General features: G+C 50.1%; 22 protein-coding genes. 9 read left to right on the top strand and 13 right to left on the bottom strand.

The window, feature by feature from the left end; all coding sequences use genetic code 11:
* Window positions 1-31: 31 nt before the first annotated feature.
* The 5 genes from XMG48_RS09065 to yrfG all read right to left on the bottom strand — a co-directional run bounded on the left by XMG48_RS09065 (window position 32) and on the right by yrfG (window position 4,208).
* Window positions 32-313, bottom strand: coding sequence for a hypothetical protein (locus XMG48_RS09065; RefSeq protein WP_173481749.1), 282 nt, complete (start codon window positions 311-313; stop codon window positions 32-34).
* A gap of 175 nt (window positions 314-488) precedes the next feature.
* Entirely contained in the window at window positions 489-2,036 is a 1,548-nt protein-coding gene (locus tag XMG48_RS09060) for a phosphoenolpyruvate carboxykinase (RefSeq protein WP_173481748.1), read from the bottom strand.
* A 186-nt stretch (window positions 2,037-2,222) separates the two neighbouring features.
* The gene (gene hslO / locus XMG48_RS09055; protein ID WP_173481747.1) at window positions 2,223-3,101 is read right to left on the bottom strand and encodes an Hsp33 family molecular chaperone HslO; all 879 of its coding nucleotides are present in this window, start codon (window positions 3,099-3,101) and stop codon (window positions 2,223-2,225) included.
* A gap of 67 nt (window positions 3,102-3,168) precedes the next feature.
* Window positions 3,169-3,549: a ribosome-associated heat shock protein Hsp15 gene (gene hslR / locus XMG48_RS09050; RefSeq protein WP_173481746.1), complete on the bottom strand. Its 381-nt coding sequence runs from the start codon at window positions 3,547-3,549 to the stop codon at window positions 3,169-3,171.
* Window positions 3,546-4,208, bottom strand: coding sequence for a GMP/IMP nucleotidase (gene yrfG / locus XMG48_RS09045; RefSeq protein ID WP_173481745.1), 663 nt, complete (start codon window positions 4,206-4,208; stop codon window positions 3,546-3,548). Before yrfG ends, hslR begins: the two co-directional genes overlap by 4 nt.
* Before the next feature lie 40 nt (window positions 4,209-4,248).
* On the opposite strand from yrfG, the gene nudE reads away from it, so the two are divergent.
* Window positions 4,249-4,794 carry an ADP compounds hydrolase NudE gene (gene nudE / locus XMG48_RS09040; protein WP_173481744.1) on the top strand — a complete coding sequence of 182 codons (546 nt, stop codon included), beginning with the start codon at window positions 4,249-4,251 and terminating at the stop codon, window positions 4,792-4,794.
* Here nudE and XMG48_RS09035 read toward each other — a convergent pair whose 3' ends face one another.
* Window positions 4,795-5,079: a hypothetical protein gene (locus XMG48_RS09035; RefSeq protein WP_173481743.1), complete on the bottom strand. Its 285-nt coding sequence runs from the start codon at window positions 5,077-5,079 to the stop codon at window positions 4,795-4,797. It abuts the gene before it with no gap.
* A gap of 214 nt (window positions 5,080-5,293) precedes the next feature.
* Between XMG48_RS09035 and XMG48_RS09030 the strand changes: the two genes are divergently transcribed.
* Window positions 5,294-5,878, top strand: a complete 585-nt coding sequence (locus tag XMG48_RS09030) for a superoxide dismutase (RefSeq protein WP_173481742.1) — start codon at window positions 5,294-5,296, stop codon at window positions 5,876-5,878.
* A gap of 48 nt (window positions 5,879-5,926) precedes the next feature.
* On the opposite strand, the gene XMG48_RS09025 is transcribed toward XMG48_RS09030, so the two are convergent.
* A complete protein-coding gene (locus tag XMG48_RS09025) occupies window positions 5,927-6,535 on the bottom strand; it encodes an arylesterase (protein WP_254443080.1) in 609 nt (202 codons plus the stop codon).
* A 94-nt stretch (window positions 6,536-6,629) separates the two neighbouring features.
* Between XMG48_RS09025 and XMG48_RS09020 the strand changes: the two genes are divergently transcribed.
* The 3 genes from XMG48_RS09020 to XMG48_RS12115 all read left to right on the top strand — a co-directional run bounded on the left by XMG48_RS09020 (window position 6,630) and on the right by XMG48_RS12115 (window position 10,015).
* Window positions 6,630-7,313: an ABC transporter ATP-binding protein gene (locus XMG48_RS09020; protein WP_173481741.1), complete on the top strand. Its 684-nt coding sequence runs from the start codon at window positions 6,630-6,632 to the stop codon at window positions 7,311-7,313.
* A complete protein-coding gene (locus XMG48_RS09015) occupies window positions 7,310-9,787 on the top strand; it encodes an ABC transporter permease (RefSeq protein ID WP_173481740.1) in 2,478 nt (825 codons plus the stop codon). Before XMG48_RS09020 ends, XMG48_RS09015 begins: the two co-directional genes overlap by 4 nt.
* Before the next feature lie 105 nt (window positions 9,788-9,892).
* Complete coding sequence (locus XMG48_RS12115; protein WP_256368141.1) at window positions 9,893-10,015, top strand: hypothetical protein; 123 nt, start codon at window positions 9,893-9,895, stop codon at window positions 10,013-10,015.
* A gap of 60 nt (window positions 10,016-10,075) precedes the next feature.
* Here XMG48_RS12115 and rpiA read toward each other — a convergent pair whose 3' ends face one another.
* Entirely contained in the window at window positions 10,076-10,747 is a 672-nt protein-coding gene (rpiA, locus tag XMG48_RS09010; protein WP_173481739.1) for a ribose-5-phosphate isomerase RpiA, read from the bottom strand.
* A 127-nt stretch (window positions 10,748-10,874) separates the two neighbouring features.
* Between rpiA and ilvA the strand changes: the two genes are divergently transcribed.
* Window positions 10,875-12,389, top strand: a complete 1,515-nt coding sequence (ilvA, locus tag XMG48_RS09005; RefSeq protein ID WP_173481738.1) for a threonine ammonia-lyase, biosynthetic — start codon at window positions 10,875-10,877, stop codon at window positions 12,387-12,389.
* Between the two features lie 10 nt (window positions 12,390-12,399).
* Here the strand turns inward: ilvA and XMG48_RS09000 are convergent, their stop codons facing one another.
* The 3 genes from XMG48_RS09000 to XMG48_RS08990 all read right to left on the bottom strand — a co-directional run bounded on the left by XMG48_RS09000 (window position 12,400) and on the right by XMG48_RS08990 (window position 16,607).
* Window positions 12,400-12,909 carry a hypothetical protein gene (locus tag XMG48_RS09000; protein ID WP_173481737.1) on the bottom strand — a complete coding sequence of 170 codons (510 nt, stop codon included), beginning with the start codon at window positions 12,907-12,909 and terminating at the stop codon, window positions 12,400-12,402.
* Window positions 12,910-12,978: 69 nt separating this feature from the next.
* Window positions 12,979-14,340, bottom strand: a complete 1,362-nt coding sequence (locus tag XMG48_RS08995; RefSeq protein ID WP_173481736.1) for a sigma-54 dependent transcriptional regulator — start codon at window positions 14,338-14,340, stop codon at window positions 12,979-12,981.
* Window positions 14,337-16,607 carry an ATP-binding protein gene (locus XMG48_RS08990; protein ID WP_173481735.1) on the bottom strand — a complete coding sequence of 757 codons (2,271 nt, stop codon included), beginning with the start codon at window positions 16,605-16,607 and terminating at the stop codon, window positions 14,337-14,339. The genes XMG48_RS08995 and XMG48_RS08990 overlap by 4 nt, the downstream gene beginning before the upstream one ends.
* 165 nt (window positions 16,608-16,772) lie before the next feature.
* Between XMG48_RS08990 and gshA the strand changes: the two genes are divergently transcribed.
* Together gshA and rsd are read left to right on the top strand one after the other, a co-directional pair.
* On the top strand, window positions 16,773-18,338 hold the full coding sequence (gshA, locus tag XMG48_RS08985) for a glutamate--cysteine ligase (protein WP_173481734.1): 1,566 nt from the start codon (window positions 16,773-16,775) through the stop codon (window positions 18,336-18,338).
* Between the two features lie 72 nt (window positions 18,339-18,410).
* Window positions 18,411-18,878, top strand: coding sequence for a sigma D regulator (gene rsd / locus XMG48_RS08980; RefSeq protein ID WP_173481733.1), 468 nt, complete (start codon window positions 18,411-18,413; stop codon window positions 18,876-18,878).
* Between the two features lie 63 nt (window positions 18,879-18,941).
* Here the strand turns inward: rsd and XMG48_RS08975 are convergent, their stop codons facing one another.
* Together XMG48_RS08975 and XMG48_RS08970 are read right to left on the bottom strand one after the other, a co-directional pair.
* Window positions 18,942-19,634 carry an FKBP-type peptidyl-prolyl cis-trans isomerase gene (locus XMG48_RS08975; RefSeq protein WP_173481732.1) on the bottom strand — a complete coding sequence of 231 codons (693 nt, stop codon included), beginning with the start codon at window positions 19,632-19,634 and terminating at the stop codon, window positions 18,942-18,944.
* 93 nt (window positions 19,635-19,727) lie between these two features.
* On the bottom strand, window positions 19,728-20,195 hold the full coding sequence (locus tag XMG48_RS08970) for a TIGR02444 family protein (RefSeq protein ID WP_173481731.1): 468 nt from the start codon (window positions 20,193-20,195) through the stop codon (window positions 19,728-19,730).
* 67 nt (window positions 20,196-20,262) lie between these two features.
* Between XMG48_RS08970 and XMG48_RS08965 the strand changes: the two genes are divergently transcribed.
* Entirely contained in the window at window positions 20,263-22,170 is a 1,908-nt protein-coding gene (locus XMG48_RS08965) for an ATP-binding cassette domain-containing protein (RefSeq protein WP_173481730.1), read from the top strand.

Genomic DNA, 22,170 nt, shown 5'->3' with positions numbered 1-22,170 from the left:
AGAGCCCCTCTGTCCTGAGTGGATATCAGTCTCATTTATTTTTTTTGTTTCTGCTGCCCACTTGTTCACCTGCTTTGAAAGCTGCAAGTATTCCTGACAACCCCTTCTTATTTTTTGCCTCGCGAACCGCATCGATTTCAGATTGGTTCAAAGTTATGGCTGGTTTTTTGGACGTGAATTTTATGGAAACAATGAAGCCTACAGCGAAGAAGATGAACAACCCACCAAAGTGCCAAGCTTCAGAAAAACCAAGCCAACGAAGTATTTGGTATACAGGTCCGAGCCAGTCTGCGATTAAGTCCTCATCTAACATCGTTCAGACCCTCCTTTAAACCCTTGATATTTTTTTCTATTGAATCACAGATTAACTTACACCGCCAAAGCCAGGTGTTTCTTACATGGAGTACCCAAGGTTTAAGTTCGAAATTAGTTTTCACAGCAATAAAAAAGGCGACCTTAGGTCGCCTCTCTATACTGCTTGCAGCCTCTTAAATTTGAGGGCCTGCAGCAATGATCTTCTCATCAACACCTTCAAATTTTTCGAAGTTGTTAACGAACTGTGCGGTCAGATCGGCACAAGCAGCATCATAATCGGCGCCGTTTGCCCAAGTATCACGTGGCACAAGTAGGTTGTCATCAACACCCTGAACGGTCACAGGCACTTCTAGGTTTAGACCAGGGATGTGCTTAGTTTCCACATCTTTAAGGTGTCCGTGTTGGATCGCTGAGATAATGCCGCGAGTCGTTGGGATGCTGAAACGCTCACCTGTACCGTAGCTACCGCCGGTCCAACCGGTATTCACTAGGTAAACTTTAGAGCCGTACTCTTCGATACGCTTGATCAGTAGTTCTGCGTACTCGCTTGGTGGACGCGGGAAGAATGGTGCACCAAAACAGGTTGAGAAGGTCGACTTGATGCCGCCGCCTGAACCCATCTCTGTAGAGCCAACCAACGCTGTGTAGCCAGATAGGAAGTGGTACGCCGCTGCCTCTTTGCTCAGGATAGAGACAGGAGGCAGTACGCCGGTTAGGTCACAGGTTAGGAATACGATGTTATCTGGCTCGTCACCCATATTAGTCGCCGAACGCTTCTCAACATGGCTCAACGGGTAGGCACAACGACCGTTCTCTGTCAGGCTGACATCGTTGTAATCCGCTTCACGACACTCGTCTAGAACAACGTTCTCGACGATTGCACCAAAACGGATTGCATCCCAGATGATCGGTTCGTTTTTCTGGCTAAGGTTGATTGTCTTAGCGTAACAACCGCCTTCTAGGTTGAAGACACCGCCTTTCGCCCAACCGTGCTCATCATCACCGATTAGGTAACGGCTTGGGTCTGCAGAAAGGGTTGTTTTACCAGTACCTGAAAGACCGAAGAAGAGCGTCGTTGAGCCATCTTCACCAATGTTCGCTGAACAGTGCATTGGTAGCACGTCTTTTTCAGGTAGAAGGAAGTTCTGTACAGAGAACATCGCTTTCTTCATTTCTCCCGCGTAACGCATACCGGCGATCAACACTTTACGTTGTGCGAAGTTCAGAATGACACAGCCATCAGAGTTGGTGCCATCACGCTCTGGCTCACACTCGAAACCAGCAGCGTTAAGAATTTGCCACTCTTCTTTACCCTTAGGGTTGTAGTCGCTTGGACGGATGAAGAGATTTTGACCAAAAAGATTTTGCCATGCAGTTTCAGTGGTCATACGCACTGCAAGGTAGTGACTTGGATCAGAACCGACATGCACTTCAGAAGTGAAAGACTCTTGCTCAGAAATGTACGCTTCAACACGCGCCCATAATGCATCAAACTTGTCTGCGTCGAATGGACGGTTGATTGGCCCCCAAGAGATGGCATCGGATGTGCTTGGCTCTTGGACGATGAAACGATCCATTGGTGAACGACCTGTACGCTTACCGGTAGTAACGACAAGTGCACCTGTGTTTGCTAGTACGCCTTCATTGCGTGCGATAGCAGCCTCAACCAACGCGGCAGGCGTCAGGTTAAGGTGATTCTCTGCGATTGACTCTTTAGTCATCAACTGATCCCTTGGGCTTTAACCCATTTGTACCTAAAAGTTACCGTCCTCAAAGAGGGCGGAACGCGGAAAATAATTTAAATAATATTATTGGTGGTTGGTTTGAAAGGTCGTGGCCAACTCTTTTTGTAGGTGCGCGATTATCTCATAGCCGGGGGCTCTAACAAACCCCCAGATCGATAACCTTTAGTGTAACGAGTCACTCTCGTTCAATGCCCCATCGTTGTGGAACAGTGCTTTAATGTCTTGCGCATCAAAATCATAGCTGCGATTACAGAAATGACAAGTTGTTGATACGACACCGTTATGCTCTTCAGCAAGGCTCAGAAGCTCCTCTTCGGTCATCGTTTGCAGAGCGGCTGCACTGCGTTGACGTGAACAGTCACACGAGAAGCTTAACGGCTCAGGATCTGTGATACGTGCGCTCTCTTGGTGGAATAGACGATACAACAGTGTCTCGTTATCCAACTCGAGTAGCTCATCGTTTTGCAGGGTTTGCGCCAGAGTAGAGATGTGATTCCAATCCTCATCACCATTGCCAGCAGCCGGTAACACTTGCAGCATCATGCCAGCGGCACGCTGACCATCGGTGGTCAGAATCAGTTGCGTGGGTAGCTGCTCTGATTGGCGGAAATAGCCTTCGATACACTCGGCAACGCTCGCCCCTTCAAGCGGTACAATGCCTTGGTAACGCTGACCCTGTTCAGGCTCCATGGTCAGCGCCATGCGACCATTAACAAAGGAGTGATCGAAACGCTCGCCGTGCTTTAGAGTCTCTTCGTCAAAACGAGCAATCGCACGGACCTGGCCTTTATCGTTGCACTCAGCAAGAAGCAGACGCAGTCCACTGTCGCCCTGTGCTTGAAGTGACAAACGACCTTCGATCTTCAAGTTTGAACTGAGTAGCACAACCGCCGCCAACATCTCGCCCAACAGGTGGCGAATCTCATCCGGGTAGTCACCATAAGCAATCGCTTGCTGGAAACTCTCTTCAAGACCGACAACAACGCCTCGCACGTCGGCATTATCAAACAGGACGCGTTGAATTTGATCAGGTGTGCTCATCAGAAGACCTATAATAATTTAACAATTGGGGCGCGATTTTACGCGGAATTGGTGCAGGTTTCAGCTATCAATCTCGTAAATAACCTTTAACCCGCAACAACTCACGACGGCTCTTTTTATCCGGTCGTGCATCAGGCCCTGAGCCCAACTGCTTACGCATCGCAGCGTTCTCTTCGCGCTTATTGATACTGGCTTGAGTCTCAACGTAGAGTTTTTGAGCTTCTGGCGCGCCACGACGTTGATCAGAGAGTGCAACGATCTCGATCTCTTTCTCGTCGTAGCCCTGACGAATCTTAAGCTTGGCACCAATCTCAACCGCTTTACTGCACTTTGCTCTTTGCCCGTTGTAGTGCACCTTACCGCCTTCAATCATCTCTTTGGCAATGCCTCGGGTCTTGTAGAACCGGGCAGCCCAAAGCCACTTATCTAGACGGATACCGCTACTCATTCGTTTACCATTACCTCATTAAAATCATTGATCGACATAAAATCACAATCACTCATGTCGCGTGGGGGCATCTGCAGATCAGGCTGATCAATCGTTAGCAGATGCTTGATGCCGAAATCATGTGCGGACTGCAGAACCGGTAGACTGTCATCCACCATCAATGTACGCTCAGGGTCGAAGGGCTCATGCTTCATAAGAGTCTCCCAAAAGGCTTGCGACTCTTTCGGATAGCCATAGTCGTGTGAACTGATCACACCCTGTACCTCATCCGCTAAATTGGTACGAGAGAACTTTAAATCAACCCCTGCACGGTGCGAATTGGTGACAATCAGCACACGTCGGCCACTCTGTTTGAGCCAAGCAAGAAACTCGGGCACAGAGTGGCGATAGCCAATCTTATCGGCCACCTCATGTTTTAACTCAGCAATCGGAAGCTGAAAGCGTTCGCTCCAGTAGTCAAAGCAGTACCAGTTTAATGTCCCCTGCTCCTCCATAATGTTCGACAGGATATATTTCTTAGCCTCTTCAACATCGATTTGGTGAATCTCTGCGTAACGAGCAGGCAGAAACTCAAGCCAGAAGTGTGAATCGAAGTGAAGATCCAACAGGGTGCCGTCCATATCTAAGAAGACGGTGTCTATCTCTTGCCATTGAAGCATAATCGGGGAACACTCTAGGAAACGTTATTTGGATACCAGTATGCCGATCAAACCGGAAATTTTGAAGGTCACTAAGCCAGAGAAGAGTGCACTGTTTCATGTCGAGCAGGTCGACCTTCGCTTCAGCAATGGTGAGGAGCGTCGATTTGAACGTCTGGCATCCAAGGGCCGAGGCGCCGTCATGGTGCTTGCCATCGATGCCCAACAGAACATCGTTCTGATTCGAGAGTATGCGACCGGCTTTGATGATTATGTCTTAACACTACCCAAAGGCGTGATCGATCCCGGCGAAGATGCCCTACAAGCAGCCAATCGAGAGCTTCAAGAGGAGGCGGGTTTTGCTGCCAATCAACTTCAGGTTATCCGAAATATGAGCGCGGTTCCCAACTACATGGGGAATTCATTGACACTGGTTGTGGCGCAGGATCTTTATGAGAGTCGTTTAGAAGGTGATGAACCAGAGCCTCTGGAAGTTGTGAAATACCCACTGGCGGATATCGAGACACTGGCGATGCAGAGTGATTTTCATGAAGGCCGAGCCATTGCCGCACTGTTTCTGGTCAAGCAATGGCTTGCCGAGCAGTAGTTACTGATCCGCAGACTTACAGGCCAACGTACCAGCTGCAATAACGCGATCCACGCGCTCAGAAAAACCAGCATCAGACCGATCACTACGCAGAATGCGACCGACTTCCAAGTCGTCAAAGCGCTCGTGGACATAATCGGTTAGACAGCTGCAGCGCGCTTCAGAGGCACCTGACACCAGACAACCGTTCATAAACGGTTCGTAGGTTTTGGATCCAAAGTAGTTAACACGAACAATGTAGATGGCGCCCATAACAACGGCGATCCACAACAGAACCTTTGACATGCTTTAAGCCTTGTAAATGATCAAGATGGCCGCATTGTAATCAGAGGTGAACATAATTTCAGCTATCTTTAGTTGCAGATACGAAACAACCGAGTGATCTAAAGACATTACTTTTTGTGCCATTAATAGTCGGGCGAAAGGTGATATGATCGCATCCACTAACTTACCGCCAGGGTTTTTATGCCCTGACTAACTGAAATGATTGGAGCATAAAATGAGCTTTGAACTTCCAGCACTGCCATACGCAAAAGATGCACTAGAACCACACATCTCTGCTGAAACTCTAGAATTCCACCACGGCAAACACCACAACACTTACGTGGTTAAGCTAAACGGCCTAGTACCAGGTACTGAGTTTGAAGGTAAATCTCTAGAAGAGATCATCAAAACGGCACCAGCTGGCGGCGTATTCAACAACGCAGCACAGGTATGGAACCACACCTTCTACTGGAACTGCCTATCACCAAACGGTGGCGGTGAGCCAACAGGCGCTATTGCTGACGCGATCAACGCTCAGTGGGGCTCTTTCGACAAGTTCAAAGAAGAGCTAAACGACAAAGCGGTTAACAACTTCGGTTCTTCATGGACTTGGTTGGTTAAAAACGCTGACGGTTCTTTAGAGATCGTAAACACTAGCAACGCAGGCACGCCAATGACTAACGGTCAAACAGCGATCCTGACTGTAGACCTTTGGGAACACGCTTACTACATCGATTACCGCAACGTACGTCCAGACTACCTAAACGGTTACTGGTCACTTGTGAACTGGGACTTTGCAAACGCAAACCTAGCGGCTTAATCAGTAGCCCGTCATTGAAAAGAGAGCTTCGGCTCTCTTTTTTATTGTCTACTGCACGCCTATTTCCGGTCCCACAACACTCATCACGGTCTCAAGAATGATCGGCTGAGCGACCGCTTTAGGGTGTAGGCCATCTGACTGCATCAGATCCCAATCGGTCGCCACGCCCTCTAACAGGAATGGCACGAGTGGTGCATCAAATGTTTCAGCCAGCTGGGGGAATAGATTAAAAAAAGCGCGGGTGTATCGTGGACCATAGTTGGGCGGTAGCTGAATACCAATCACAATCAGCTTTGCACCTGACTCAGTAATCTTACTGGCCAAAGCTTCAAGATTGGTTTGAATAATATTCAGAGGAGTACCGCGTAAACCGTCATTGGCTCCTAACTCAAGCAGGACCCATTTAGGTTCGTGTAGCTCTAACAGATCGGGAAGTCGCGCCAGCCCCCCGGCTGTGGTTTCACCACTGACACTGGCATTTAATAACGTCAGACCGGAACTTTCCAAACGCTGTTCCATCAACTCTACCCAACCTTCACCCGGGGTTAATCCATAACCGGCCGAGAGGCTATCTCCCAACACCATAATATCCGCTGCCTTAACCGGCAGCGCTAACCAAAAAGCGATGAATAAGTGCAGTATGAAATTCTTTAACAAAACGACCTCGAACCTTTAAAAGCGACGTAACAAACCCAAAATTAATAATAGTCGTAAGGGTATTAGAAGACTATTGGATCATTAAGAGGACACCATGACTAGCCGCTCCGTTCTACTTGAAGCAAAACAGCTGGGAAAACAGTTTAAGACCGGAAGCGGAACACTGGATCTGTTCGTCAATCTCAACCTAACCATTAATGCCGGGGAGACGATAGCGATCATCGGTAAATCTGGCGCCGGTAAATCGACGCTACTCAGTCTGCTTGCGGGGTTGGATACGGCCACCTCTGGGACAGTCGAATTTGAAGGTAAGCCTTTAGAGTCACTGTCGGATGCAGAACGAGCAAAACTCAGAGCCGATAAAATTGCCTTTATTTTCCAATCCTTTCACCTACTGCCCGAGCTAACAGCACAGGACAACGTCGCACTACCCCTTGAGATTCGCCAGCAGCAAAACGCGGAGGCAACAGCGTCGGAATGGCTACAAAACGTCGGGCTGGGTGATCGAACTGATCACTATCCTTTACAACTGTCCGGTGGCGAGCAGCAACGCGTGGCGATAGCGCGTGCTTTTGCAGGTAACCCTGCCCTGCTCTTTGCCGATGAGCCTACCGGCAACCTCGATGAAGCGACGGGGCAGCAAATCGTTGAACAGCTCTTCTCATTAAACGAGCAACAGGGCACAACGCTGATATTGATCACTCACGACCTTGAGCTAGCAAAACGCTGTCAGCGTCGAATTCAACTGAGTAATGGGGCTATCGAGGAGCTGTCATGAGTTCTGCCATTCCCCGCATCGCAAGGCGACAGCTGTGGGTGCAACTGCGCACCATTGAGTGGCGAGTATTAATCCTTGCGGCTCTACTCGCTGTGACACTGACCAGCTTTCTATCGATCGTCAGTGATCGTTTAGAGAGTGGCCTCCTCAGGGAGAGTGCCTCAGTGCTAGGGGCCGATCTGGTCGTTCGATCCAGTCGACCCATTAATGAACAACGCACGGACCTAGCTGAAGAGCTGGGGCTAACCACCACCCGAGTGATTCAATTCCCCACCATGGTCGGTGCTGGTGACAACCTCATCCTAAGCTCAGCCAAAGTAATCTCTGATCCCTACCCGCTCAGGGGAGAGGTGATTACTGATCCACCTATGCAAGTAGCGGCACCTGAGCCGGGAACCGCATGGGCTGAAGAGCGCATTATTGATCAACTAGGCCTGTCGATTGGAGATACCCTGCAGTTCGGTTACGCCGATCTAGTGCTTACCGCCAGGTTAAAGCAGTCCCCCGATAGAGGCAGCGGTTTCAACACACTCAACCCACATCTTCTGGTCAATCAGCAAGATCTTGAGAAGAGCGCGGTACTGGGTCCTGGCTCTAGAGCCGAGTTCCGTCTACTGATCAGTGGTGACAATGATCAGCTTAAAACGTACGAGGCACGTCTAAAACCGACGCTGGAGAACCACGAGCGGATACTGTCACTGATCAATGATCAACCGGTCACCGGTAACGCCCTCGCTAACGGTCTCTCCTATGTTCGTTTGAGTTCACTGACGACCCTACTGCTTGCATCACTGACCATTCTGTTGGCACTGCGTCGTTTCGGACATGCCCAGCAGAGTCGCAGCGCGCTCTTCTTAAGCATGGGGTTAACACCCAACGCCTTAGTAAGGCTCTATTTTTGGCAACTTGGCATAGCCGCAACCGTTATCGCAGTGATTGGCGGGATGGCTGGCGCTCTTCTCGCTGGCCTAGCCGATATCTGGCTATCCGGTCTGCTTCCACAAGCGCTCCCTAACGCGCAGTGGAGTAGCTACATAATAGGCCCTGCGTTGGGGTATGCGATGCTACTTCTACTCGGCATGCCTCCCGCACTGGAGCAGGCCAAGGTCCCAGTTGCACAGTTACTACGAAGCGACCAGACGAACACGACTCAAAAAGCGAGCTGGGGGCTCTACCTCATCAGTCTGGTACTGCTAAGCGCTGTCTTACTGCTATTTTTGGCGGCGCCTGCCGCTGCTGCGGTTTTACTGATCATGCTGGGTATCAGCGGCCTGCTGTTCGGTTGGTTGGCCCAACTGATTTTGCATAGCCTCGGGCGTTTTTTAGCTAACCGCCTTGCCCTTGGGCGTTTGCTCACCATGCGTTTGCGCCAGCAACGTAAATGGCACCGATTACAAGCGGGTGTCATGGTTCTGTTACTGATGTTGTTGAGCGTTATCTGGGTGGCTCGTCAGGACTTAGTCAAAGAGTGGCAAGCGCAATTCCCTGAAGACGTGCCGAACTACTTCTTAATCAATATCCAGGAGTGGCAAAAGCCGGGAGTCGATCAGTTCCTAGCAGAACGCGACATTGATACCGAACTCTATCCCATGATACGCGGGCGATTAGTGGATCTTAACGATGCACCGATTAGACCTCAGCTTAACGAAGAGCAACTAAAAGATAACTCTCTACGCCGTGAGTTAAACCTGACCTGGCGTCAGCAACCACCGGTGCATAACCAAATCATCCAAGGTGAGTGGTGGGATTCAGACTCTAGCGAGCACCAGATCTCAATCGAGCGGGACATGCTGGAGGATCTAGGGCTTAAACTGGGTGACAAGCTCGGCTTTGACGTTGGTGGCCAGCCCGTCAGTGGTGTCATCACCAGTGTGCGTGAAGTGAAGTGGGAATCTTTCCAACCCAACTTCTACGTCATTTTCTCGCCAGCAGCACTGCAATCTTATCCGGGCACATGGATCACCAGCTTTAAACTGGCCGAGGAGCGCAAAGCACAAGCGAACGAACTGCTTCGCGAATTCCCGTCGTTAACCTTGATCGATATCGATCAACTGATGAAACAGCTCGCTGGCTGGTTAGAAAGACTCGCTGAAAGCTCGGCCTTTGTGTTGATTATGACGCTGGCGACTGGCCTTATTCTGGTCACTATCACCCTGCTCCAAGCATTAGAACAGCGTAAAACTGAGGTGGCACTGCTGCAAACATTAGGGGCAAGAGCGACTGAGACCAAACAGCTTGATCTCTTGGAGTTTGGTCTTTTGGGTCTAGTGTGTGGCTCACTCGCTGTGTTCAGTGCAGAGATCACCTTGGCAGCCATGAATCAGTTTTTGTTGAAGATACCGCTCTCTGCTCACTGGGAGCTGTGGTTCACTCTGCCAATATTGGCTAGTTTCGCGTTTATTGCGATAGCCAGTCTGCTGCGTGCTCCACTTAAGATAGAGCAGTGCTATGCCATTCTTAAATCCAATGGGTAATAACAACGGCTAATTCCACTATTGGAGTAGTGTTATTTTTCATTAAAGATGTGTAGAATTCGCTCAAATTTTGATCTACATCAACAAATTTGAGGGTTTAAAACCATGGCACACGACGAAAACTTCCGTGACAAATCTGGCTGGGGCTGGATCGCAATCAACCTAGTTGCTCTTGCTTGGATCACTATGCCAGTCAGCATCGCACTCACTCAGGTTGTTCAGTGGTAAGCCACTCAACCAACAAAAAAGGAGCCTAATGGCTCCTTTTTTTGGTTGTACTTTTACGACTTAAACAGTCAGTGTCTCAACACCCTCTGGCGTTGCCATCAGGACAAGGTCTGCAGGACGAAGCGCAAACAGACCATTGGTGACAACACCCACCAAGTCGTTCAACTCTCGCTCTAGCCCTTTTGGATTGAGGATCTCCATATCGTGGACATCCAAGATGATGTTGCCATTATCGGTTACAAAGCCCTGGCGGTATTCAGGCTGAACACCCAGCTTCGCTAATTCGCGAGCCACGTAGGAACGAGCCATCGGAATCACCTCTACCGGCAGAGGGAAAGCGCCCAAGACATCCACCTGTTTAGTCTGGTCGACAATACAAACAAACTCTTTGGATGCTGCTGCGACAATCTTCTCGCGAGTCAACGCACCACCGCCACCTTTGACTAAGTTTAGGTGTGGATCGAACTCATCGGCGCCATCGACGTAGACCTCAATACCTGATACTGAGTTCAAATCAACCACTTCAATGCCATGTGAGCGCAGACGCTCGGCAGAAGCTTCCGAGCTGGCCACGGCCGACTCGAATGCACCTTTGTGTGCTGCCAAAGCATCAATAAAGCAGTTAGCCGTAGAGCCGGTTCCGATACCAATCACCGAATCCGCTTTTAATTTTGGCAATACATAATCCAGTGCCGCTTGTGCGACCGCCTGTTTCATTTCGTCTTGAGTCATCAATCCATCTCTAAACAGTCAATTTTCGGGTGTTTTAGCAGCCATTTGCCTGGCTATCTAGACGCAATAGCAGTGAGTCTATACCATTTGCATCCATATTTCTTAAGCAAAACAGCTCTTGATCACTATGCAGCGATACATACGAAAAATTCTCGAAGCGCGCGTTTATGACGTAGCCGTCGAAACCGCACTGGATGACGCACCCGGTTTGTCCGAGCGCACAGGTAACAAAGTCTTACTAAAACGTGAGGATGAACAACCTGTCTACTCGTTCAAAATTCGTGGTGCCTACAACCGTATGGCCCAGCTGACCGATGAAGAGAAGGCGCGCGGTGTTATTACTGCATCGGCCGGCAACCACGCTCAAGGCGTTGCAAATGCGGCTAAATACCTTGGTATTAAAGCGACCATTGTTATGCCCAAAACTACGCCAGACGTGAAAGTCACCAACGTGCGTCGCTTGGGCGGAAAAGCGGTTCTGCACGGTGATGCCTTTGACGATGCGCGCCAGCATGCTGCCAAACTAGAGCAAGAGAAAGGCTTAACGTACATCCCGCCCTACGATGACCCCGATGTCATTGCAGGACAGGGTACCGTTGCGATGGAGATGTTGCGCCAGCATACTGGCCCCATCGAGGCGATCTTTGTACCGGTCGGCGGTGGCGGCTTAATTGCCGGCGTGGCGGCTTACGTAAAATACCTTCGACCCGAGACCAAGATCATTGGCGTTGAATCGGATGAGTCCGCGTGTCTTGCACTGGCTATGGAGAAGGGTCGTCGTGCCACACTGCCACAAGTTGGCATCTTTGCGGACGGTGTCGCCGTAGCTCAGATCGGTAAGCACACTTGGGAAATATGTAAAGATCATGTCGATGAAGTGATCACCGTCAGCGTGGATGAGATCTGTGCGGCCATTAAAGATATCTTTGACGATACCCGTGCGGTGTCAGAACCCGCAGGTGCCCTAGCGGTTGCCGGCCTCAAACGCTATGTCGAGCGCGAGCAGTGCACCGGCAAAAATCTAATCGCCATCAACTCAGGGGCCAACGTAAACTTTGATCGTCTGCGTCATGTTGCTGAGCGTTCAGAGATCGGTGAAAAACGTGAGTTATTAATAGCGGCCAAAATCCCAGAGCGACCAGGTGCCTTTAAGCAGTTCTGTAAAACGCTGGGGAATCGCAACATCACTGAGTTCAACTACCGCTATAGCGACAGCGATGCGGCCGTGGTGTTTGCCGGTGTTCAAATCCGAAAAAACAACGATGGTCGCGAAGAGTTACTGGCCGAACTTAACGACGCATTAGATGAAGTGACAGACCTTACCGATAACGAGGTGGCAAAAAGTCATATTCGCTATATGGTTGGCGGTCACAAGCCTGATGCCTGTGGTGACGAAGCGCTCTTCCGCTTTGAATTTCCAGAGCGTCCAGGCGCGTTGATGAAGTTCCTAAATACTCTGGGTGGGCGTTGGAATATCTCAATGTTCCACTACCGCAACCACGGCGCTGCCTATGGACGCGTTTTAGTGGGTATGGAAGTGCCTAAGAAAGAGCGTTCTGAAGTGCGTAAGTATTTAGACGAGTTGGGCTACACCTGGTTTGAAGAGACCACCAACCCAGCCTACCAGCTCTTCCTAGGTTAACCGAAAAACATCAGTGGTGTTCTGGGGTCTCGGGTGAGACGTCGAACACCTCTTTAGTTAGCGCTTTCATTCCGTATACCAGCAACGAAATAGTTCCCCAGGTCAGACCCAGTACGACACCAGCATCGACAATGCCGCGCCAAGGTTGCGGGATAGAGTGCACCACAATGATCAACACAATGATAAATGTGGTCAGTGAATAGCTGACGATTTTGCGCTTCTTAGTGGTATGGAAGAACCCCATGCAAAAGAGCGGTGCGAGTACCAAACGCGCAGGCGTCACATGGTGACGAAGGTAGCGAGCTCGCGCTGCTGCACGAGGTGAAAAGTTTTGCTGGAAGCCTCGATATCCCTCTGCAAATCCCATAAAAACCAACGAGAAAGCCAGTGCCACCCAATGGCCAAAACTCAATTCAGCAAACGGAAGTTCCAAAGCCATGGGGGCTAAGCGATAGATTGCACTGCTCAACAGAGCAACAACGCCAACAATACCCCAAACAGCTGCAATTGAACCCAACATAGAGAGTCGCCTTATATTCAAACAAGCGGGCAAGTATAACGAATAGTCAGGTCCTGACAACCGGGTGCGTTATTTGTAGTCCGCTTTATCAAGACCGTACTTACGCATTTTGTCAGAGAGGGTTTTTCTAGGTAGACCCAAAGCGGCCAGCGTCTCTTTGATTGAGCCGGCATGACGAGCCAATTCGGTTTGAATCAACGTTTTCTCAAAGTACTCAACGCGATCAGGTAGGCTCATAGTGGTGTTCTGATTACTCTCCAACTCGCCCGCTTCCCCACAATTGAGCTCACCGAGCAGCACAAAACGCTCCGCCACATTGCGCAGCTCACGCACGTTACCTGGCCAATCATAGGCGACAAGTTGCTGAATCTGCTCCGGTGTTAGCGGTTCGACTTCACGGCCAAACTGACCTGAGGCGACCAGAGCAAAGTGTTTAAACAGCAAAGGGATATCTTCGCGGCGTTCCCTAAGGGCGGGTAGATCGACTCGAACGACATTGAGTCGATAGTAGAGATCCTCTCGGAAATCGCCCTGGTCGGCCGCTTCACGCAGGTCCACTTTAGAGGCGGCGATGACTCTTAAGTCCAGTGAAATAGGGTCGTTCGAACCTAAACGCTCAATGACACGCTCTTCCAACACACGCAGCAGTTTAATCTGCAAAGAGATCGACATGCTTTCGATCTCGTCTAAGAACAGTGTTCCACCTTGAGCATGCTCTAACTTACCAATTCGACGATTTTTGGCGTCGGTAAAGGCGCCCGCCTCATGGCCAAAGAGTTCACTCTCAATTAGGTTTTCAGGAACCGCCCCACAGTTAATGGCGACAAAGTTGGCCCCGCGACGGCTGCTGTTTTCATGGATATAGCGAGCTAGCAGATCTTTACCCGCTCCGGTCTCACCGTGAATCAAAATATCCGCAGGGGTATCAGCAACCGCTCGAACAATATTACGCAGCTGTTGAATGCGCGGACTGGCGCCAATTAAACGAGGGCCTGCCGCGTTGTGAGTGGCTAGTTCCTCTTTAAGCGCTCGGTTTTCGAGAGTTAACGAGCGCTTTTCGATCGCACGACGTACGACATCAATCAGCAGCTCAGAGGCAAAGGGTTTTTCAATGAAATCGTAGGCGCCATCACGGATCGCCGTTACCGCCATAGAGATGTCGCCATGACCGGTAATAATGATGACCGGAATATCAGAATCGATGGCTTTGATCTTAGCCTGTAGCTCTAAACCGGTCATACCCGGCATGTTGATATCGGTGACGACAATCCCCGACCAACCTGAACTGATGATACCCAACGCCTTTTCAGCACGATCACAGGTCACCACAGAGTAACCTTCAAGCTCCAGCGTTTGCCCAGCCGAATCCAAGATGTAGGCGTCATCATCTACCAGTAATACTTGAATCTCGTCAGCTCTAGACTCTGTCACTCGGACTCCTTAGTTGCTTGTGCACTGGGTGGTTGAGCCCTATTTAGAAGAATACGAAACTCGGCGCCACCCTCGGGTAAGTTGTGGGCGCTAAGCATACCACCAAGCGACTCGACAATCCGCTGCGAAATAGAGAGACCAAGCCCCAAACCAAGCCCCTGCTCTTTTGTGGTAAAAAATGGTGTAAAGATCTGCTCTAACGCCTCATCACTTAAACCGGGTCCGGTATCGCATACAGAGATGGCGATCTGCTCCCCGAGAAACTCTGTACGAACCTGAATCTGCTTATCTTCACTCTGCTCCATCGCTTGAGCAGCGTTGTTGATCAGATTCACCATCACCTGCTCCATACGCAGAAGATCCGCTTTCAACCAAATTTGATCCGAGTTATCGGGCCAGGTGATCTCAACATTTTGACGCTCTAACTGCCCGTAAAGGATAGACATAGCCCCATCGCGCAGATCACGCAGCGACACACTACTCTGTTGCGGATCTTGCTTACGCGAGAACTCTTTCAGGGGGTGCAGTATGTTGGCCATTCGCTGCGTCAGATTGGCAATCTGCTGCAGATTGCTCGTGACTCGTTCTGCATTATTCAGTGTCTGAAACTTCAAGGCGTTATCGGCGTAATTGCGAATTGCCGTCAGTGGTTGATTCAACTCGTGGTTTATACCGGCTGACATCTGACCAATGGTCGCCAACTTAGCCGCCTGTACCAACTCGTTCTGAGTTAACTGGTGATTTTCGATCTCGGACAATAGCTTTTTGTTGGCGGCCTGAAGGTCCTGAGTACGCTCTGCAACACGACGTTCAAGCTCATTTTGTGCACGCTGTAAGGCCTGTAAATGCTCGCGACGTTCGGTGATATCAACCAAGGTGACAATCAGGTGATAACGGCCACTCTGCTCCATGTTACTGAGGGTCAGTTCAACCGGGATAACGCTACCATTAGCGTTGAGGCAATCCACCTCCAGCTTCAGATGCTGTTCACGGGTTGCGACCTCTAACTCAATATAGCGCTTCAGTAGTAACTGATCCTGCGGCGACAGTAGCTCATGAAACGGCTTGCCGATGATCTGATCCAAGCGATACCCCAGCAGTCTCTCCAGCACCGGATTAAAGTACTCAATCTTACCTTCTGTATCGATCAGAGAGAGGCCAACCTGAGTATTATTAATCACGCCTTCAATGCGCGCTTCCTGCTCTTTTCGAACTCGGCTTTCACGCTCAGTATAGCGCTGACGCTCAATGCGAATGCGGCGTCGCTGAAAGGCCACAAGACTGGCCAGAACGATCAACACACCCAGTATCGTGGTAATCAACTGCACCACCAATACGCGATCTTCAACCGTTTGCAGATTGGCGAGATGGCGAACGGTCAGACCAGTGTTAGAGATCTGGTCCGCCAACAGCAGATACTGTCGTGTGTCGAGCTCGGCCGATGCTGCAGGGTTGTCACTCTCATTGTGCAGCACAGTAATGATCTCAAACTGCTCATCCTCCACACTGCGTTTAGCAATATTCAAAGAATTAAGCGGCTGATCACCGTATCGAAGACTTTCGGCTATCCGCTTCATCTGCTCATCTGACAGCGGGCTGAGTGTCTTAAACATCCAATCTGGCTCGGTACTGATAACGATAACGCCATCCTCATCTGACACCATCACTTCGGTGGCCGGGTTGTTCCAGCGCTCTTCGATCTGATCCAAGTCGATCTTAACGACGACAACCCCAATGATTTCACCATTGCGGTGCATCGGGTGACTGAAGTAGTAGCCCCGTTTATTCGTCGTACTGCCCAAAGCAAAATAGCGCCCCGACTGCCCTTTCATGGCATCGGTGAAATAGGGCCTAAATGAGAAGTTCCGCCCAATAAAACTGGTCTCTTTAAACCAGTTGCTGGAGGCTCTGGTGTAGCCCGCACTGTCCATCACATAGATATCCAATGCATTGACCAGATCAACGGCTCGTTGCAGATAGAGATTCGCCTGCCCAACACGCTCCTCTTCGGCGCCAGTGACCGCATCAGCCAGTAATTCATGATCGGCTAACAGTTCGGGCAAGCTACGAAAACGATCCAGTCTCTGCTCCACTGACACTCGGTAACGATCAAGCTCACTGGAGGCCTGCTGATGCAGCTCCTCTAATGCCTGTTGACGGGTAAACAGGGTCAAGTAGATCAAAGAGACGACAAACAGCGTAAGCACACCTAGAATCACTTCGGGTCGGAAAGGTAAGAACTGTTTGGGCGTATAACGCTCGGGCATCGACTATCCTGTATAGGCGTTTTAAATAAACAGATATCGATTTTTCCACCTTGCAGGGCATCCCACAACCCCGATGTTGAATATGAAATTAAATCGTCTGCAATCCTCGTGGTTTCTGAAGGCTCTCTGATATACTTCGCCAACCAAGAGTAAGGAAGCTTCAAGGTGTTACAAGCAGTTAAAGAGAATCTGGATCGCCTCGTTGCAAGCGGTCATCAACATCTGTTGCGTGAGCTAGGTCACGGCATCGAGAAAGAGGCACTTCGAATCGACAGTGCCGGTCATATTGCCAAGACAGACCACCCCGCCGCGCTGGGTTCTACGCTGACCCATGGACAGATCACGACCGACTACTCTGAAGCTCTGATGGAGTTCATTACCGGAGTCAGCACCGATGTGCGCGACTCACTCAAAGAGCTGACCGAACTGCATCAATTCACCTACTCTTTACTAGGTCATGAATCGCTCTGGTGTGCCAGCATGCCCTGTGCGATCAAATCGGTAGATGACATACGCATTGCCGAATACGGCAGCTCCAACATTGGACAACTGAAGTACATCTATCGTGTGGGCCTTGAGCATCGTTACGGAAAGATGATGCAGACCATCGCAGGCATTCACTACAACTTCTCGATTTCGGAAGCCTTCTGGCCAGCGTGGAAACAGGTGTGCGACTCGGAACTTAGCGACCAAGATTTCGCCTCCGATCGTTACTTTGCACTGATTCGTAACTTCCGTCGTTACAGCTGGTTGCTGCTCTACCTGTTCGGTGCATCACCGGCTGTCAGCAAAGATTTCTTGCACTCTGTAGAGCACCACCTAGAGCCTCTCGACGATGATACCTATTACCTCCCCTACGCAACGTCACTGCGTATGAGTGATCTGGGCTATTCAAACAGAGCCCAAGAGGGGCTGAACGTCTGCTTCAACCATCTTGATACCTACTCAGACTCTCTTCAGGCTGCGATACACCAACCGCACCAACCCTATGAAGCGATTGGTATTAAAGTCGATGGCCAGTATCGCCAGCTCAACTCCAATGTGTTGCAGATTGAGAATGAGTACTACAGTGACATTCGTCCGAAACGCGTTGCCTTCAGCGGTGAAAAACCTGTCCACGCACTGATGGAACGAGGGGTTCAGTACATCGAAGTACGTAACACCGATATCAACCCACTGCTGCCGATTGGTATCGATCTGCAGCAGAGCCTCTTTATGGACGCCTTCCTGTTAACCTGTTTATTTGCAGGTGAGCAACTACTTACTAGCACTGAATGCGCTATGGTAGCTCACAACAAAGACAAGATTGTCTCTGAAGGGCGTCGCCCAGGTCTGATGCTTGAGACTCTTGAGGGCGAAGTGTCACGTGAGCAGTTTGCTCGCGACATCCTCGATCAGGTGACTCTGGTCGCTGAATTACTCGATCAGATCCACGGCGGAAATGCCTATCAACAAGCGGTTCAGAAACAGTATGAACTGGTAGCTGATCCGCAGCTGACTCCTTCAGCTAAAATTATTAGCGAGCTGAAATCGAGCTCACTCACCTTCCAACAGTGGACGCTCAAAATGGGACAGGTGCACCGCGAGACCCTGTCACGCGAACCGCTTGATCCAGCTGTTAAACATCGACTAACTGAAGAGGCTGAACAGTCACTGGCCAAACAGCGCGATGCTGAATCACAAGATGAAGCACCCTTTGATGAATTCCTTCAGCACTACCTAGCCTCCTAAGTGGAACTTAGTTATCACTTGCCAGCACTCTATCGATCGGCATAGACTGAAATCTCAGTTGGAGGTTTTGTTATGTTAGAGAACTGCAAAGATGCTCGTGAACGCTGGGGCGGTGTCAGCACCATTATTGACCATTGGCTGGATGAACGTGCCGCGTTAATTCGAATTCTAATGGAAATTCCCCATACTCAAGTGGGCGAAGAGTTGGATGCGCGACTGGGTGAATTTTGCCAACTCTTGGTAGACTACCTCTCATCAGGACACTTTGAAGTTTACCAACAGCTGGTAGCAGAGGGAGAAGCCTTCAGCGATTCACAACTAGCAGAGGCTCAAGCACTCCTTCCCAAGATTCAGATTTCAACCGATCTTGCGCTCGATTTTAACGACCGTTTCTCTGATCTGCCTGCAGCGACCGTTGAAGATATCCGCTACTTCAGCGAACAGGTCTCTAAACTGGGCGAAGCCTTGGCTGATCGATTTGAGTTAGAGGATCAGATGATCGCCATGCTGCATGAGACACATCGCGAAGCCGTTAGCTAAATTTGCGGGACACTGAAACAAAAAAGGCTGCCCAAATGGCAGCCTCTTTTATATATGAGCAATTTACTCAGCCGGATTGATCGCAAGCAGTTCAACTTCGAACACTAGCGTCGCGTTTGGTCCGATCATACCGCCAGCACCGCCAGGGCCGTAAGCCAGATCAGATGGGATCACTAGATGTCCTTTACCACCCTCTTTAATCATCTGCAGACCTTCAGTCCACCCTTTGATAACGCCAGACAGCGGGAAGGTCACTGGTTCGCCACGACCGTAAGAGCTATCGAACTCTTGGCCATTGATCAGCATACCTTTGTAGTGCACTTTGACGTTATCTTCTGCTGTTGGTGTAGGGCCTGCGCCCTCTTCCAAAATCTCTACCTGAAGACCCGTATCAGTAGTGACAACACCTTCACGCTTAGCATTCTCTGCCATGAAGTCTTGGCCATTTTTCAGGTTAGCATCCGCTAGTGCTTGCTCTTTCGCCTGTTCAGCTTCTAGCTTTTTCGCTTGGAATGCCATCATCACATCAGACAGCTCCTGCATGGTCATCAACGGCTTGTTGCCTTCGAACATGTCCTTAACACCCTGACTCAGTAGATCGTAGTCAAGAGAGTCGAAATCAGCCATTAGACGCTCACCAAGTACCAAGCCCATGCCGTAACTCAACTTTTGATCATCGGTCGTAAGTTCAGTCGCCTGAGAAGGTGTCGCTAGCATTGCAGAAGATAGAGCAAGCGCTAATACCGCTTTTTTCATTGGAAAATCCTTATTCGTGTTATCAATGAGACCAGTGTCTCTGAATGAGATGAAAGAAACATTAAAACCTATACACCGCAGGATTAAAACCCATTAGGTTTGCGGTTTCAGGCGTTGAAGAACGGCATCCTTATCCTGATCAATATCACTGACGCCGGCTGAGACTCTGTCCAAATTAGATTGCGCTGTTATCAGGTTCATCGCTTTAGGCTTGGGCGCAAGCCACTGATGAAGCATCGCTATCTCGACGCGCTCCATGTTCAGCTCCACCCCTTTTAAATGCTGATACAGGGCTTCAAGTTCGGGGTAGTCATTAAGCTGAGGTTTTAACGACATACGCTGCGACCGAATCGGCAAAATTTTTTGATGCCACGCCTCAATAGCGTCGGGAACCGAATCAGGCCATTCGATCTGCTCAGAAGCCGACCAGAGCGCGGCCAACATTAAATTGACTCGCCCACCTTTCGACTGAATCGATAGCATCGGCTTAGCGACTGACGGGTAGATCTCTAGGGCGAAAGACCACAAAGGGTTGTCGAGTTTTAATCCTGAAGGAACCACGATATCTCCAAATATAAGGAATCTAACAGAGAGGATTACGGCCCTTGCTGTGATAGACTTGCCGCCCATGATACGACTTGAACAGCTCAGTTTACAACGTGGCGCCCAGCGCCTAATTGACCACGCCGACCTAAACATCCATTTTGGTTGGAAGGTCGCCCTTATTGGTGCCAATGGCGTCGGTAAATCGAGTCTATTTAAGCTGATTCTAGGTGAGCTATCACAGGACACCGGGGAGCTACACAAACCCGCTCCTGGCAAGATTGCGCATATGGCCCAAGAGGTCTCCAGCAGTGATCGTTGCGCGTTGGATTATGTACTCGATGGTGACAAGGAGCTGCGCCAGCTGCAGAGCAAACTGGCCATTGCCGAGCAGGAACATAGCCCAGAGTTAGGTGAGCTTTACGCACAACTGGATGCCATTGATGGCTACCGTGCCGAATCCCGCGCCCACACTCTACTCAATGGTTTAGGCTTTGCACCTAATGACGCTAGCAAACCCGTTCAGAGTTTTTCGGGTGGTTGGCGCATTCGTCTTAACCTTGCTCAGGCATTGATGTGCCGATCTGAACTGCTACTACTGGATGAACCGACCAACCACTTAGATTTGGATGCCACCATCTGGCTAGAGCAGTGGTTGAATCAATACCCAGGCACCCTGATTCTGATTTCGCACGACCGCGCCTTTGTCGATGCAACCGCTAACCAAGTCGTACACCTCTATCAGCAACAGCTCACCCTGTATAAAGGCAACTACTCCGCTTTTGAACGCATGCGCGCTGAACGACTCGCGCAACAACAAGCCGCTTACGACAAGCAGCAGGCACAAATAGCACACATCGAAAGCTTTGTGCGTCGATTTAAAGCCAAGGCGAGCAAAGCCAAACAGGCGCAGAGCCGCATTAAAGAGCTAGAGCGCATGGAGATGATCTCCGCGGCACACATCGATTCACCGTTTAGTTTTCGATTCGACTGTTCCGACAAACTCTCATCGCCCCTGCTGAATCTCTACAACACGGAACTGGGTTACAGCGAACAGAGTAAAATTCTTAACGGTGTATCACTTAGTCTTGTACCCGGTCAGCGAATTGGCCTACTGGGTAGAAACGGCGCTGGTAAATCGACCCTAGTCAAAAGCTTGGTCGGAGATCTACCTCTAATCAGTGGCGAGCGCTCCTGTGGTGAGCATCTAAAGATTGGCTACTTCGCACAGCATCAGCTCGAAGCACTGGATATGAACGCCTCGGTTCTGTTGCATCTGCAGCGTATTGCTCCTAAGGCAACCGAAGCTCAACTGCGTTCGTTTGCCGGTTCTTTTGGTTTCAGTGGCGATGATGCACTGGATCCGATTGGACGTTTCTCTGGCGGTGAAAAGGCTCGCCTTGCATTAGCATTGATCGCTTGGCACAAACCCAATCTGCTGCTGCTCGATGAGCCCACCAACCACCTGGATCTGGAAGTTCGTCACGCACTGACTCTAGCCCTTCAGGACTTTGAAGGCTCGATTATCTTGGTGTCCCACGATCGCCATCTACTGGCGAACACCGTCGATCAGTTTCTTCTGGTCGCCGAGGGCAAAGTGACCGAGTTTGACGGTGACCTCGATGATTACCACAAATGGCTAGCGACCCAACGGCAAGAGGACTCTTCACCGGTCATCGCATCGGAAGGCCGCTCACAAAGCGCCGCCGATCGGAAAGAGCAGAAACGCATCGAGGCTGAAAAACGCTCTAAATTACGCCCTTTGCGAAAAGCGCTTGAGAAGCTTGATGCGAAAATGGAGAAGCTCAATCAATCGTTGGAAGCCCTAGAGTCACAGCTTGCCGACACGGATCTGTATACGGATCAACGCAAAGATGAGTTAAAGGCCCTACTAAGCCAGCAGGCCGAAGCTAAAAGCGAATTAGAGGGTGTTGAGCTGGAGTGGTTTGAAACTCAAGAGCAGCTCGAAGAGCTTGAACAAGAGCACGCCTAG

The organism is Marinobacterium sp. xm-g-48, from assembly GCF_013282925.1.
Classification (GTDB): Bacteria; Pseudomonadota; Gammaproteobacteria; order Pseudomonadales; family Balneatricaceae; genus Marinobacterium_E.
Note: the sequence above shows the minus strand (reverse complement) of the source record. Positions and strands in the feature narration are given on the sequence as shown.

What these genes read in the sequence shown, in the direction of transcription:
- nudE (WP_173481744.1), top strand. Translation starts at nt 4,249, where the DNA reads ATGCCGATCAAACCGGAAATTTTGAAGGTCACTAAGCCAGAGAAGAGT.
- XMG48_RS09000 (WP_173481737.1), bottom strand. Translation starts at nt 12,909, where the DNA reads ATGTTGGGTTCAATTGCAGCTGTTTGGGGTATTGTTGGCGTTGTTGCT.
- XMG48_RS09065 (WP_173481749.1), bottom strand. Translation starts at nt 313, where the DNA reads ATGTTAGATGAGGACTTAATCGCAGACTGGCTCGGACCTGTATACCAA.
- XMG48_RS08975 (WP_173481732.1), bottom strand. Translation starts at nt 19,634, where the DNA reads ATGAAAAAAGCGGTATTAGCGCTTGCTCTATCTTCTGCAATGCTAGCG.
- XMG48_RS09035 (WP_173481743.1), bottom strand. Translation starts at nt 5,079, where the DNA reads ATGTCAAAGGTTCTGTTGTGGATCGCCGTTGTTATGGGCGCCATCTAC.
- XMG48_RS09020 (WP_173481741.1), top strand. Translation starts at nt 6,630, where the DNA reads ATGACTAGCCGCTCCGTTCTACTTGAAGCAAAACAGCTGGGAAAACAG.
- XMG48_RS12115 (WP_256368141.1), top strand. Translation starts at nt 9,893, where the DNA reads ATGGCACACGACGAAAACTTCCGTGACAAATCTGGCTGGGGCTGGATC.
- rpiA (WP_173481739.1), bottom strand. Translation starts at nt 10,747, where the DNA reads ATGACTCAAGACGAAATGAAACAGGCGGTCGCACAAGCGGCACTGGAT.
- XMG48_RS08965 (WP_173481730.1), top strand. Translation starts at nt 20,263, where the DNA reads ATGATACGACTTGAACAGCTCAGTTTACAACGTGGCGCCCAGCGCCTA.
- XMG48_RS09060 (WP_173481748.1), bottom strand. Translation starts at nt 2,036, where the DNA reads ATGACTAAAGAGTCAATCGCAGAGAATCACCTTAACCTGACGCCTGCC.
- XMG48_RS09030 (WP_173481742.1), top strand. Translation starts at nt 5,294, where the DNA reads ATGAGCTTTGAACTTCCAGCACTGCCATACGCAAAAGATGCACTAGAA.
- rsd (WP_173481733.1), top strand. Translation starts at nt 18,411, where the DNA reads ATGTTAGAGAACTGCAAAGATGCTCGTGAACGCTGGGGCGGTGTCAGC.
- XMG48_RS09015 (WP_173481740.1), top strand. Translation starts at nt 7,310, where the DNA reads ATGAGTTCTGCCATTCCCCGCATCGCAAGGCGACAGCTGTGGGTGCAA.
- yrfG (WP_173481745.1), bottom strand. Translation starts at nt 4,208, where the DNA reads ATGCTTCAATGGCAAGAGATAGACACCGTCTTCTTAGATATGGACGGC.
- hslR (WP_173481746.1), bottom strand. Translation starts at nt 3,549, where the DNA reads ATGAGTAGCGGTATCCGTCTAGATAAGTGGCTTTGGGCTGCCCGGTTC.
- XMG48_RS08990 (WP_173481735.1), bottom strand. Translation starts at nt 16,607, where the DNA reads ATGCCCGAGCGTTATACGCCCAAACAGTTCTTACCTTTCCGACCCGAA.
- ilvA (WP_173481738.1), top strand. Translation starts at nt 10,875, where the DNA reads ATGCAGCGATACATACGAAAAATTCTCGAAGCGCGCGTTTATGACGTA.
- hslO (WP_173481747.1), bottom strand. Translation starts at nt 3,101, where the DNA reads ATGAGCACACCTGATCAAATTCAACGCGTCCTGTTTGATAATGCCGAC.